The 14,129-nt window shown below is 43.6% G+C and carries 11 protein-coding genes; all 11 read right to left on the bottom strand.

The features are described 5' to 3' along the window. Window positions 1-53: 53 nt before the first annotated feature. The gene (gene recR / locus RSK81_RS03420) at window positions 54-650 is read right to left on the bottom strand and encodes a recombination mediator RecR (protein ID WP_008809387.1); all 597 of its coding nucleotides are present in this window, start codon (window positions 648-650) and stop codon (window positions 54-56) included. Between the two features lie 103 nt (window positions 651-753). Then, window positions 754-2,820 carry a penicillin-binding protein PBP2B gene (gene pbp2b, locus RSK81_RS03415; RefSeq protein ID WP_315687432.1) on the bottom strand — a complete coding sequence of 689 codons (2,067 nt, stop codon included), beginning with the start codon at window positions 2,818-2,820 and terminating at the stop codon, window positions 754-756. A gap of 209 nt (window positions 2,821-3,029) precedes the next feature. Beyond that, window positions 3,030-3,722, bottom strand: coding sequence for a phosphoglycerate mutase (locus RSK81_RS03410; protein ID WP_268681739.1), 693 nt, complete (start codon window positions 3,720-3,722; stop codon window positions 3,030-3,032). Between the two features lie 149 nt (window positions 3,723-3,871). Then, window positions 3,872-4,612, bottom strand: a complete 741-nt coding sequence (locus tag RSK81_RS03405) for a hypothetical protein (protein WP_002896116.1) — start codon at window positions 4,610-4,612, stop codon at window positions 3,872-3,874. Between the two features lie 466 nt (window positions 4,613-5,078). Then, complete coding sequence (locus tag RSK81_RS03400) at window positions 5,079-5,522, bottom strand: Fur family transcriptional regulator (protein ID WP_002896119.1); 444 nt, start codon at window positions 5,520-5,522, stop codon at window positions 5,079-5,081. A gap of 203 nt (window positions 5,523-5,725) precedes the next feature. Continuing rightward, window positions 5,726-6,046 (bottom strand): hypothetical protein, encoded by a 321-nt coding sequence (locus RSK81_RS03395; RefSeq protein WP_149566221.1) that lies wholly within the window; start codon window positions 6,044-6,046, stop codon window positions 5,726-5,728. A gap of 218 nt (window positions 6,047-6,264) precedes the next feature. Next, window positions 6,265-9,846, bottom strand: coding sequence for an LPXTG-anchored SHIRT domain periscope protein (locus tag RSK81_RS03390; protein ID WP_315687427.1), 3,582 nt, complete (start codon window positions 9,844-9,846; stop codon window positions 6,265-6,267). A 333-nt stretch (window positions 9,847-10,179) separates the two neighbouring features. Further along, window positions 10,180-10,455 (bottom strand): HU family DNA-binding protein, encoded by a 276-nt coding sequence (locus RSK81_RS03385; RefSeq protein ID WP_002896125.1) that lies wholly within the window; start codon window positions 10,453-10,455, stop codon window positions 10,180-10,182. A gap of 112 nt (window positions 10,456-10,567) precedes the next feature. Continuing rightward, window positions 10,568-11,401 carry a DegV family protein gene (locus RSK81_RS03380; protein WP_315687425.1) on the bottom strand — a complete coding sequence of 278 codons (834 nt, stop codon included), beginning with the start codon at window positions 11,399-11,401 and terminating at the stop codon, window positions 10,568-10,570. A 282-nt stretch (window positions 11,402-11,683) separates the two neighbouring features. Then, window positions 11,684-12,412: a metallophosphoesterase gene (locus RSK81_RS03375; protein ID WP_315687424.1), complete on the bottom strand. Its 729-nt coding sequence runs from the start codon at window positions 12,410-12,412 to the stop codon at window positions 11,684-11,686. Window positions 12,413-12,464: 52 nt separating this feature from the next. After that, window positions 12,465-14,123: a DNA repair protein RecN gene (gene recN / locus RSK81_RS03370; protein WP_002917530.1), complete on the bottom strand. Its 1,659-nt coding sequence runs from the start codon at window positions 14,121-14,123 to the stop codon at window positions 12,465-12,467. Window positions 14,124-14,129: the final 6 nt, after the last annotated feature.

The following is a 14,129-nucleotide window of genomic DNA, read 5'->3' as shown; positions in this document are numbered from 1 at the left end:
CGATTTTTTTTGAATAGAAAAAAGATTCTTCAAGAATAGAAGAATCCTTATTTTTATAATTCTGTACGATTTTCGATAGCGCGAATCAGCGTAACCTCATCCGCATACTCAATGTCGGAGCCAACTGCTAAACCACGCGCTAGTCGAGTCACCTTAATACCAGCAGGTTTCAAGACCCTTGAGATATACATAGAGGTTGCCTCTCCGTCTGCTGTCGCATTGGTCGCAACAATAACTTCTGTCACCTCACTATCCATCAGACGAGTAATCAAGCTTTTAAGATTGATATCATCCGGTCCAATACCGTTCATAGGTGAAATCAAGCCATGCAGGACATGATAAAGTCCGTGGTATTCTTGAATATTTTCCATGGCTGAGACATCTCTACTATCCTCAACAATTAAGATTGTAGATTGATCACGCGATTCGTCTCGACAAATAGCGCAGGGATCTTCATCCGTCAGATTACCACAAATTGAGCAGTAACTTAGTTCACGCTTAGCTGCCAAAAGATTTTTAGCAAATTCGTTGACATCATCATCACTCATTCCAATGGTGTAAAAGGCTAAACGTGTAGCTGTCTTGATACCGATACCAGGCAGTTTTGAGAAACTATCAATCAGCTTGGCAATAGGGGTTGGGTAAAGCATAAAATCCTTTCTCTATTCTCAAAAAATCTCCTCAAACCAGATTGCTCTACTTGAGCACTGACTGCATTAGCTTTCTATGTTTGCTGATGATTTTCATTGAGCACTAATTCATAGGGTGTTGTTGATTGTATAGATTGATAATATCACGAGTGATACTGTGGCTGACAGTAGAAGATAGGTCCGTATTGTGAGGGAACACCACCGCCACCGCAATCTGCGGTTTCTCACTTGGTGCATAGGACACGACATTGGTATTGATGGCTTCTTTCTTGCCCTTGTCCACAAAGGTCTCAGCCGTACCAGTCTTGGCACTGATTGGCACGCTCTCTCCCTGGGAAATGGTTCGACCAGTCGTAAAGCCACTGCTGCCATGAACCACTTGATAGAAGCCTTGCTTGATAATGCTCATATCCTCGTCAGAGATATTGACCTGGTTCAGCTCCTTGGTATCAATTTTCTGCACCAAATCACCGAGTCCTCCTTGGTCACTGTTGCCGTAAATGCCTTCAACGATATGCGGAGCCACACGCTTGCCATTATTAGCTACTGTTGAGGCATACTGGGCCAGCTGAAGCGTTGTATAGTTGTCAAACTGGCCGAAAGAATTGGTCAGATAGTTGGCAAAGGTAAACTTATCTGGAAGATAACCTGTGGACTCATTTGGCAAATCAATCCCTGTCGAAGTGCCCAGACCATACTCCGCAAAAGTCGACCGCAGCTTTTTCATGGACGGATCCAGCTCATCAAAATCCAGCTTCATATCCGCTGAGTAAGGCGTCCCCATCATCTTCAGCGCTACCTGCACCATATAGGTATTGGAAGAGTATTCCAAGGCCTCTTGGGCTGTGATAGCACGTGAACCATACTGGGTAAACCAAGAAGTGATACTGTCCGTACCGCCAAAGCTAATCGGCTGGTCTGTCAGGACTTGGTTGCCGCTAATGGCATTATTCTCCCAGCCCGAGGTCAGAGTTGCAGCCTTGACAACAGATCCCGGAACAAAGACATTAGTCATGGTCCCCAGAGCATCGACCGAGCTTTCTCCCGTTTCCAGATCGTGCCGGATGCCTGCCATAGCTAAAACGGCGCCGGTATTTGGATCCATAGCTACGGCGTAGACACCCTCAGAGTAAGTCGCATTGCCACTAGCCAACTCTGCATTAAAGGCATTTTTGAGAATGTCCTCCACTCCCTGCTGGAAGTTCAAGTCCACCGTCAGCTTGAGATTGTCTCCCTTGCTGCCGTCAGAGATATTTTCCACACTCTCCATATTACCATTTTTGTCCAGATGAATCTCCTTCTCAGCTCGCTTGCCTTGCAAGACTGACTCATACTGCTTTTCTAGATAGGAGGTCCCCACCCGGTCATTGAGGGAGTAGCCTTTTTTCAGGTAATCATCCACTTCTTCAGCCGGAAGTCCAGTCTTTTCCGTCGAGATATTACCCACGATGGAAGCCAGCGAGGTATCCAAGACCTTACGGTCCCAGCCCGTTGAGACACTGATACCTGGCAGCTCCTTGCTGCTAGAAGCCAGTACAGCTACCTGCTCTGTTGTCAGCGGATCTGTCTGGATGGTCCCCGTCGCAAAGTTGGAAATGGCATTCATCTGACTAAAGAGAACAATGGCCTTCTTTTCCTCATCCGTATAGCCCAGCTGCTTAGGATCAATGCTCTCAGCTGCCGCCTTATAGATTTTGGACTCAGGCAAACGGTTGCCGTCAGTATCAAATTTCTTGTCCTTGGGCAGCTTTTCCACCACTTCCTGATAGACTGCGCTGTCCGCCAAATAATAATCCACCTCTTGGCGGTCTGTCACCTCTGTATCGCTGACACTGACATAGGTCAAAAGCTTTTGAGCTGTCGCCCGAATCTCCCCAGCAGTCAGCCGGTTATCCCGTGTATAGGTCACCACCTGCTTGGTCGTATTTTCCACCAAGGGCTTGCCAGTAGCATCATAAATCTGCCCACGCACTGAGCTAGTGGTAATCTTGGTCTTGCTGGCCTTAGCTAACTTATCCGTGTAAAAGTCCTGATTGACCACCTGCATATAGCCCAGACGAGCAATCAAGGCTAAAAACAAAAGCATCACGATTCCAAACAGCAGATAAAGCCTTCTGGTGATGGAATGACTGTCAAATTTTCTCTTCTTCCTTGCCATCTTCTCTCTCATTCTAGTAAAAGTTCTGACCTTTATTTTACCATAAATCCAGCTCGATGAATGTTTCAAAACTGATAGAAAATCTGAAAATGTGGACGAGTTAAGAGGAAGTCCGTCAAACCACTGAACAGACAAGACTTGCTAGCTAGGCTTCTAACAATCCTTGTCCTTCCTCTCTGGAAAAGCAAAGAACCTGAGAATAATCTCAGATTCCTTTAAGCTTATTTTCCAAGGTAGTATTCTTTTACTACATTCAATTTTTCGTCAAATTCGAATACCAATGGTGGGAAGTTTGGAATTTCCACATCCATGATTTCATCGTCAGACAATTGTTTGATGTGCTTCACAAGAGCACGGATAGAGTTACCGTGTGCACCTACAAAGACATTTTTGCCATCTTTCAAAGCTGGAGCAATCTTGTCTTCCCAGAATGGAAGGGCACGCTCAAGTGTCACTTTCAAGTTTTCAGCATCTGGAATTACTGAGTCGTCAAGTGAAGCATAACGACGGTCAGTGTGTGCTGAGTACTCATCATCACGTGGCATTGCTGGAGGCAATACATCGTATGAACGACGCCAGATATGCACTTGTTCATCACCAAATTGCTCAGCTGCTTCTGCCTTGTTTTTACCAGTCAGACCGCCATAGTGACGCTCATTCAAGCGCCATGATTTTTCAACTGGTACCCAAAGCTGATCAGCCGCTTCCAAAGCAAGGTTAGTTGTCTTAATCGCACGCTTCAAAACTGAAGTGTAAGCTTGGTCAAACTCGATACCAGCTTCTTTAATCAGTTTACCAGCGTCGATTGCTTGCTGTGTACCTTTGTCAGACAAGTCAACATCAGCCCAACCAGTGAAAAGGTTAGCTTTGTTCCATTCAGACTCACCGTGGCGAGCAAAAACTAATTTTACCATTAGATGGATTCTCCTTTTATTTTCCGAGGCAGTCCCCGTTTATCTATTCTATTTTACAAAATTTTCGCCTAAAAAGCTAGCCTATTTCGTCAAATCAGACGTTTTTCAGCAAGAAAGCGCTTTTGTATTTCCTAGCAGAAACCTTTGCCTTAACACCCGCCAGACAGATAAACCTCGTTGGCTTCCTTGAGCCACCAAGTCCGCCGCCTGTCTATCAGTTGATGAATGGCCAACAAGCCTGCTACTATCCAGTTACAAAGCATATTGACAAAGACAAAGAGCTCTACTCCCTTAGTCTGCTGAGCGGGAGTTAGCTGAATTTGCTTGACAATCAACGATTCTCCTTCCATTTCATAAAACTTAGGCATATAAGCACTTAATAAGATGATAACAAAGATAAAGAGAGTAAGCTGAACAGGCCAAGAATAAAGAATTTTATGAAAATGCTCAATCCTCAAAGAGAAGGTGAAAAATCGCTTAACACGCTCTCTTGCTACAAAAAGGATAAATAAGGGAATGTAGCCAAAAAGTGTCACACTAAATAAGGTGGGATTATGAGAACTAGAAGGAATAAATCTACTAAATCCATAGTCGCCTGTCCATAGAAACCAGCCACCTATAACCTGTGGCAACCAATAAGATAGAATGATAATAAGCAGTGTTGAAGTAATCCCAATTTTGACACTCCATACTCGCTTCACTTTTTGATAAATCAGAAAAAGACGTGAGCGATCCACACTGTTTTGAGGAAGATTTTCCTTTATTAGCTTGCCACAGGAAGGACAAATAGGATAGTCCGATTCCCCTTCAAAAAGAAGATGACGGCATTCCAAAAAAGGCGATTCTCTGCTTCCTGATATCTCTTCCTCCCAATCTCTTCTCCAGAACATAAAGCCTCCTAAAAATCTAACCCACCCACAAAGTAATACCCCTTAAAGATTTCGATACTACAGACTTATGACGAATTTACCTATATTGTAAATCCTTCAGAACTCTTTGAATCTCTTTGTACAAGGCTTTATTCTGCTTTCATTATATCAAAAGAGAATTGGCCTGTAAAATAATAGCATAAGTATATAAGGGGTTGTCCTTAAAATATCTGATCTTGCTAAGTGCTGTACTTGACTAGGTACCAACGTCTCTAAGCTCAGATGATATCCTGCGAACATGCCTTGCTAAAACACATAGAAAAAGGCTAAGAGACATAAGTTCTAGCCTTGCTTTTTATTAGAAATAGAATCTTGGCGCAATAGCTGATTGCTCAAGTACTGATTTGAAGTTGAAAATTGAATTTGCGAAGCTAGTCAGAACTTTGTTCGTCTTTAGGCTCCAAAAAGCTCCTAATCACCCTCGCTGTCACACCGCCTCCTGCTGGCATTGGGGGCATAGGCCATAGACAGTCGTTTGGCTTTGGGTGATGTGGTAGCCAGTCTGCACTTCAGCCTCATGCTTCACATCCGGAAGTTCCAGCTCCATATCAGCGATACGGCCGCATTTTTCACAGATAACATTGAGATGTTGATGACCCATAAAGTCAAAGTAGGTTGTCGTATCATTGCGAACCTTGAGCTCAGCGACAAAGCCCTCATCAATCAGAACCTTGAGATTATTATAGACTGTTGCCAGACTCATATTAGGGAAATTGGGCTTCAAGTCCTGATATATCATTTCAGCGCTAGGATGGTCGTGACTTTGGATAATATAGTCAATTACCGCCTTCCGCGTTTCTGTAATACGCACGCCCTTGGCGCGTAAATGGCCAATTACTTGGTCAAAGTCATGCTGATGTTCTTGTTTCATTATTTACTCCGTTATAGCCTCTCATCTAAGTCATTACCATTATACCATGACTAGGCTTACTTGGCTATTAAGAATGATTGTAAATAAGCTAAAAAGAAAAAAGCAGGACAGAACTAACCAAAGTTCATCATCCTGCTTCTGCATGATTGCTTATCCATTTAAGGCAATGCAAGCTTTAAACTAGTATTTTTTCAATCCTCGCTCTATGCTTGGAATCTCTTCAAGCTTGCTAAATAAAGGGAACCGCCTATGATAGAAAGAATAGCACCAATCCAGCCCAAGAAGTTATTAAAGGTAAAAATTCCACCTACAATCATCAAGATAGAGCCTGCTGGTCCCACACGATTGTCATCCTTATAGTAGACAATACCAGCAATTCCCAAAGCTAGGATTGCAATTTTCAGGATGTCAAATACACCTAGCATAAAATAAATAACCCAAATGAAGAATGGCCACAAAAGTAGAATAATACCACCAATAAGTCCAACAAGTCCATTTACGATTGCTAATGTTTTTGTCTTCATCAACAGTCTCCTTTGTATAATTTTTTACTAAAATAATTTACCATACTTACTAGAAAAATACAAGCTTATTTTTAATTTTATGAAAAATTCAAGCATTTGACTGCTTATAATGCTTATCTTTCCCTGAAAAATAAAAAGCCTGTTATTCCCAACAAAAGTTGAGACAACAGACTTTTCATATATTCTAGATTTTCAAAGCTTTTTACTGAAGCTTAATCTTAGTCACGCTGACGTTTGGTCAAGCCAACTGCTCCTCCAAAAGTCAAGAATCCAAGAATCAGCATCCAGACAGATGTATCTTGGCCGGTCTTAGGCAGAATTCGTTTCTTGCCAATCTCTTTAACTTGAGCATCTACAAGCAAGCGATTGGTTACATTCATACCTTCAGCTTGATTGCTGTAGCCTTCCACTTCGTCCTCGCGGACACTATAGACGATTTCTTTTCCATCCTTGAAGCGAGGCAGGTTTTCAAAGCTGTATTTCCAGCCCATCGCCTCATCAACAGTTACGCTGATGCCTGTATCATGTCCATCTGCAAGTAAGTGAACAAGGACACTCTGTGGTCGGAGACCTGCACCGTTATCATTGTCAATCCAGATCACACTGCCAGTAAGCGTAGTCGAGTCAGCTGCAAAAGTCCAAGTACCGACAAAGTGAACATCTGCACCATTAATAGTTGCTTCGTTCTTGTCATATGACTGGAAGCTCCAGCTGCCATCTGCTGTCTTCACTTCCGTCTTGACTGGTTGTGTTGGAGTGGTCTTAGTGCCGTCTGACAAATCAGATTTATCTCTTGGAAGCAAAGCTTTCACTTCTTGTGGAAGTTCCTTACCTGCTGTGCCACTGACAAATTCATGTGTAGCCTTGTAAGTTGGTGCTGGGCTAGGCTTCGCTGCAAACGTCCAAGTTCCAACAAATTTAGCGTCTGCACCATTAATGGTTGCTTCGTTCTTGTCATATGACTGGAAGCTCCAGGTGCCATCAGATGTTTCAACTTCTGTCTTGACTGGCTGGGTTGGAGTGGTCTTGCTACCGTCTTCCAAATCAGATTTATCTCTTGGAAGCAAAGCTTTCACTTCTTGTGGCAATTCTTTACCTGCTGTGCCACTGACGAACTCATGAGTAGCTTTGTAGGTTAGTGCTGGACTAGGCTTCGCCACAAATGTCCAAGTTCCAACAAATTTAGCATCTGCTCCATTAATAGTTGCTTCGTTCTTGTCATATGACTGGAAGCTCCAGGTGCCATCAGATGTTTCAACTTCTGCCTTCACTGGCTGCGTTGGAGTGGTCTTAGTGCCGTCTGCCAAATCAGATTTATCAGTTGGAAGGAAAGCTTTCACTTCTTGCGGTAATTCCTTACCTGCTGTGCCGCTGACAAATTCATATGTAGCCTTGTAAGTTGATGACGGAGTTGCTGTGAATTCCCATGTACCAACAAAGTGAGCGTCCGCTCCGTTGATAGTCTCTTCTGTCTTGTCGTAAGACTTAAAGGTCCATGTACCGTCGGCGGTTTTCACTTCTGTACTAGATGGCTGGGTTGGAGTTGCCTTAGTGCCATTTGCCAAATCAGGCTTATCGGCTGGAAGTAAATCCCTCACTGCTTGTGGCAGTTCTTTACCTGCTGTGCCACTAACGAATTCGTGAGTAGCCTTATAGGTTGGCGCTGGAGTAAAGTCCCAAGTGCCGACGAACTCCACATCTGCTCCATTGATGGTCTCTTCCGCTTTATCGTAAGACTTAAAGGTCCAAGTGCCATCAGCGGTCTTCACTTCTGTCTTCACTGGCTGCGTTGAAGTAGCTCTCGTACCGTCGGCCAAATCAGGCTTGTCGGATGGAAGCAAATCCTTCACTGCTTGTGGTAAGTCTTTACCAGCTGTACCGCTAACAAACTCATGCACAGCTTTATAAGTTGATGATGGAGTCACTGTGAATTCCCAGGTACCAACAAAATGCGCATCTGCTCCATTAATGGTCTCTTCTGTCTTATCATACGACTTAAAGGTCCAAGTGCCGTCGGCGGTTTTCACTTCTGTACTAGATGGCTGGGTTGGAGTTGCCTTAGTGCCATCTGCCAAGTCAGGCTTGTCGGCTGGAAGCAAGTCTTTCACTGCTTGTGGAAGTTCTTTACCTGCTGTGCCACTAACGAACTCGTGAGTTGCCTTATAGGTTGGCGCTGGAGTAAAGTCCCAAGTGCCAACAAAGTGCGCATCTGCTCCGGTGATAGTCTCTTCTGCCTTGTCGTAAGACTTGAAGGTCCAAGTGCCATCAGCGGTCTGCACTTCCGTTTTAGCCGGTTGTGTCGGGGTGGTCTTAGTACCATTCTCCAGATTCTTTTCTGTTTCTGGTGTTAGGTCTTTGATTTCCTGCGGGAGTTCCTTACCAGCAGTGCCACTGACAAATTCATGTTTCTTTTCATAGAGCAAGTCAGTAGTAACTTGATTAGATGGTGCTGAAAGATTATCTACTTTTAAAGTCACGGTATTTGCAATCGTTGCAGCACCCTTTTCTGCTACCTTTTGATTGGTTGCAGTCTTGTAGGTAATGACTATATCCTGAGAAGAATTTGCTTTAATATACTCCGGTATCATCTTGACCGTAACGGTCTGGCCTTTCTTTTCAATCGTGTAATCACGACCTTCCTGCAAGGCATTACCGCCAGCCTCAACCTTGAGCTCTTTGTAATCCAGACGCTCATCAAAGGTTTCAGTCATTTCAATAGTAGTCGGGGTAGCCAAAATATCCTTACCAGGAACTGGAATCTTGAAGGTTCCCTTATAAGTCACATCTTGACCTTCCTTAGCTGGAATCTTAACTGGATCCACTTCTAAGACTGGCTTGGGATCAACTTTTTCAATATAAAGACCAAAGACTGCCGAGCAAGCTTCTGTTGATAAATAACCGAAATTCAATGTGTTATCTGCAGAACGAACGGCCAAACCAGAGATGTTGTTTTCATTAGCAGCACCGCTAGTTGAAGTCGTCGCTTCCCAAATTGTCCGACCGCTCTGATCTGTTTGATTCAAAGCATTGGCATTGTTCATCAAGCGCTTATCAACAGCATTTTTATAATCATTAATATAGAAAGACTCTTTTAGACCAAAGCCGTCAACTACATCAATGTCTGTCGGTTTCATAACCAACTTCAAATCTGTATCCGAACCATCCGCATAGCGTAGCTCTGCTGTAACATCAGCCTCCACCCAGAAAGCTTTGTTCATAATGTTATTATGGGCAGCATCCACATATGGGATATTCCCAATCTCAAAAGCGCTTCTTTCCCACAACTCTGAAATAGAGAAAAATTCAACTGCATTTTTTTGAGCATCATTCATCTGAGCTTCTGCTGTAGATGAGTTCAGATAGTGGAGTGTTACCTTATTAAAAGTCAGATAGGCATCTACTTGTTTTCCATAAGCCGTTCCAACATTAGAGAACTTAAGAGAAAGCGGCTTATTAAAGACCTGATCTGCTTTCTGAGACTTGTCTACCTTGATGGTAAAATTTTCCATTTCTCCAGGATAAACCGCTCCCAGATACTCATAGTTTGGATTAGTCAGATGAACCTGTTCAATCGCCTCTGACTTAGAAAGAACACTGACATTGTTAACATTCAAGTCAAACTTATGAATATTCAACTTGGACAAATCCGTTCCATCCTTCAGCTCCTCCAAGGCAGACAAGGTCTGAATGGGGAGTAGAAAGATTGAAAAAAGCACGACAAACAATCCCATCAGCAGGCGAAATTTGCTGCCAAAAGGATTAACAGGGCGCAGTGAGCCCTGAAGTGGTTTCCATTTCATTTCTTACCTCCTAAACTTTTTCAATGATCTCACAATCATTACACAAAAAGAAATGCTCCCTTCATTTTATCATAAACACCTATGATTTAAAAGCACTTTTGCTAAAATTTTAAACTTTTTATTTTAAGTCTTTAAAAATGTTTGTCTCTTATCATTTTCTTTTGTATAGAGACAAATTTCTTCACTTTACTGCAAAATAAAAACTCCAAGAAAATTCATCAATCAACTTTCTCGAAGCACCTAAATCTTTTATTGAGCTCAAGAACTGAAAGCAAAAAGAAAAACCTGACATACTCGCCAGAGGCAAGTGTATCAGGCCTTTATTAACCAAAATTATTTTACAGCGTCTTTAAGAGCTTTACCTGCTTTGAAAGCTGGTACTTTAGAAGCTGCGATTTTGATTTCTTTACCAGTTTGTGGGTTGCGGCCTTTACGTGCTGCACGCTCACGAACTTCAAAGTTACCAAAACCGATAAGTTGAACTTTTTCACCTTTTGAAAGGTACTCAGTTACAGCTGCGAATACAGCGTCAACTGCTGCTGCTGAATCTTTTTTAGTCAATTCTGTAGCTTCTGCTACTTTTGCGATCAAATCTTGTTTGTTAGCCATTTAACAAATCCTCCAAATTTTTTCTGGGTTAATAACCCTAACAAATATTATCATATCTAAAAAAAGCATTCAGGTCAAGTACTAAGCCGCTATTTTCTAAATTATTATGGTTTTATTCGTAACGAATCAGCACAGCCCAAGCATTTTCCCCAGTATGTGTCTGAATAATGGACCCTGTTTCCAGCACTGAAATAGGTTTCTTGACATACGGCTGTAAACTTTCCTTCATTTCTAGTGCCAATTCTGGACTGCCTGCATAGGAAATTCCAATTTCAGCCACTTGTTTGTTTTGCAGACTTACTGTCAAATCATCCAGCCATTTCTTAAAGGTCTTAGCGCCCCTTCCCTTGACAATGGGCTCCAGCTGATGGTCCTTCATTTGCATGATGACACGGATATTGAGCAGGGAGCTAATCAGACCAGAAACTCGGCCTATGCGGCCTCCTTTAACCAGATTTTCTAAGGTAGAGAGACCGATATAGAGTTCTGTCTTTTCCTTTACTTCTTCAATTTTAGCTATAATCTCCTCTAGGTCAGCCCCTTCTTTGGCCAGTTTAGCTGCTTCAGTGACTTGGAACTTCATAGCCTGATCAATAAAAGAGCTGTCAACAACCGTCACATCAGCATTAGCCAAAGTCGCTCCCTGACGGGCGGCTTCGACAGTCCCTGACAAGGCATGAGACATGTGAATAGAGATAATCTGTGCTCCATCCTCTGCCAAGCGATCAAAAACATCAGCAAAAACTCCGACAGGCGGCTGGCTGGTTTTAGGAAGATTGCGACTAGACTGCATAAGACGAAGGAACTCACCTTCCTCTAGGTCTGCATCCGAATAGACCACCCCGTCCACCATAACAGAGAGAGGCACAATTGTAATGTCTAATTCCTTAGCAACCTCCGGTTCAATGGTTACGGATGAGTCAGTTACGATTTTTATTTTTGTCATAGATTTCCTACTCTGTATCTAAAATTTAACTTGTTATTACACTACATTATACCAAATTTTTATGGTTTTGTGGGGGAATATTCGCTAAAATCACAGCTCAGGCCAAGCGTTTCCTAAATTTAATCTGCTTGTTTTAGTTTTTTAATCTTTTTGCGCTTCTTTAAAATTAGATGAAAAAGTGTTTACATGCAGCATTTTTAGCTTTGTTGGGGAAAATTTTGGGAAAAAGCTGGTTTTCAGAGAGAAACTCAGCAAAAAAAGATTGGATTTTCCCGATCTTTTTCAGTCTTCGGCTACCAAACCCTCATTTTTTATGGCATACCGCTCTATGATGCCATTATGACCGAAGAGAACTCCGTGGAGTACTCCGCCATAGACAGCTCCGCCATCCATGCCAATCTTGCCATCCTCAGTCATCCATAGCTGATCAGTTCCCGGTGCCTTATGCAAGAGGTAAAATGTCGGTGTATGACCAAAGACAATCGTTTTGCCAGTCTGATTACTGCCTTCGTGAAAAGGAGCGCGAATCCAAACTTTTTGATAATCACTGGTTTCTCGCCAGTCTTTCAGCTCCAAATCTAGACCAGCATGAACAAAAATGTACTGTTCCGTCTCCAATAGGAAAGGCATCTGGCGAATAAAATCTACTAAATTGGCCGCCTCCGTCTTGACACGTTCCGCGTCTGCTACTCCATCTACAGGAGCATTGAGAGGTCGACCTAAAAGCGAATTAATCGTCGTATCTCCGCCATTACGCCGGTAGTGGTCATAAGACTTTTCAGGATTGTCCAGCCAGGTCAGAAACATATACTCATGATTGCCAGACAGACAAACAGCTCCTTTCTGATCTACTAAATTCTTGACCCGCTCCAAAACTGCTCGGCTGTCCTCGCCTCGATCGATCAAGTCGCCTAGAAAGACTAGTTGGCTGCAACCGTCCCAGTGCTGGAGCAGCTCATCTAGCATACTAGCCTTACCATGGACATCACCGATTGTAAAATATTCTGTCATATGCGCCACCTCCTAAAGGAGACCGAAACACTAGTGTCTCAGCCTCGCTTGTTTATTTTTTTAATAATTCTCTGGCTTGAGTCAAAGCAGCCTCCGTCACATCTTCACCAGCCAGCATCTTAGCGACTTCCTGAACACGCTCGTCAGCCGTCAGCAGGCGAACCGTTGAGACGGTCGAATTCTCATCCGAAATCTTCTCAATAAAGAACTGATAATCGGCAATCGCAATGACCTGCGGCAGATGGGAAATGGCCAAGACTTGGCCATTGGAGCCAATCTTGTGAATCTTCTGAGCAATAGCCTGGGCCACTCGGCCAGAAACGCCCGTATCCACTTCGTCAAAGACAATGCTGGTTTTGCCTTCCTTACGAGAAAAGGCAGACTTGATAGCCAACATGAGACGGGAGAGCTCCCCGCCAGACGCAACCTTCACCAAAGGTTTGAAATCCTCGCCTGGATTGGTTGAGATGTAAAACTCTACTTGTTCATTGCCTTCACGGTTAAACTTGCCCTTACTGAACTGCACTTTAAAGCGCGCCTTTTCCATATAGAGGTCCTGCAGCTCTTGCTTGATTTCCGCTTCCAGCTGGGCTGCTAGTCCGTGACGAGCCTGACTAAGCTCTTGGGCCAGCTCTACCAGCTCTCTCTCCAAGGCCTTCAGCTCTCGGTCCATATCCTCTGAGGACAAGTTACTTCCAGTTAAAAGGCTGTATTCTTTGGAAATCTGAGCAAAGTAATCCAGCACATCATCTACTTGGCCGCCGTATTTACGTGTGATGCTGTTAATCAAGTCTAAGCGACTCTCCACCTGCAGCAGCCGATCTCCGTCAAAGTCCAGTCCATCTAAAATGTCCTCTAAGCGCTTGCTGACATCTTCCAAGACATAATAAGTCTCTGACAAGCTGCCTGAAAGCTCCTTGTAGGCTGGATCGTAATCCTCGATAGACTCAAGGTCATTCATAGCTGAGCGGACATTGGTCAAACTGGAAAAATCTTCATTATCCAGCATAGTATAGGCATTCGTCAGCGTATCGGCAATGAACTTGTGGTTGAGCAGGCGGTCTCGTTCCTGATGCAGGGCAGTATCTTCACCGCTTTTGAGGGCTGCGCTCTCAATCTCCGCCATCTGAAACTCCAGCATCTCAATCCTGGCCTTATGCTCCTGCTGATTTTTCTGCAAAATCAGGACTTGCTTGCGCAGGCTTCGATAGCGGTCAAAGGTCTCCTGATATCGGCCTTTGAGATTTAAAAAGTCTGCTGAGCCAAACTCATCTAGCATGGCAATATGAACCTGGGGTCTCATCAGCTCTTCCTGATCATGCTGACCATGGATATCCACCAAGTGCTGGCCGACAGCCTTTAGAACAGACAGATTAACCATCTGACCGTTGATACGGCTGACACTACGGCCGTTTTGCAGAATTTCCCGACGGATAATCAGCTCATCGGTCAGTTCCCAGCCCTGCTCCTCAAAAATCTCTCGCAAAGCTCTGCTATTTTCCAGAGAAAAAAGTCCCTCTATCTCAGCTTTGGGCGCCCCATGACGAATAACATCCGTCGTAGCACGGCTGCCCAGCATCATGTTCATCGCATCAATAATAATAGACTTACCAGCTCCGGTTTCCCCGGTCAACACCGTCATACCTTGCTCAAAATTAAGGGATATCTCCTCAATAATGGCAAAATTTTTAATCGAAATTTCTAATAACATAGGCTT

The organism is Streptococcus sp. DTU_2020_1000888_1_SI_GRL_NUU_041A (assembly GCF_032387735.1).
GTDB classification, from domain to species: Bacteria; Bacillota; Bacilli; order Lactobacillales; family Streptococcaceae; genus Streptococcus; species Streptococcus sanguinis.
This window is presented reverse-complemented; position numbering and strand designations above follow the sequence as displayed.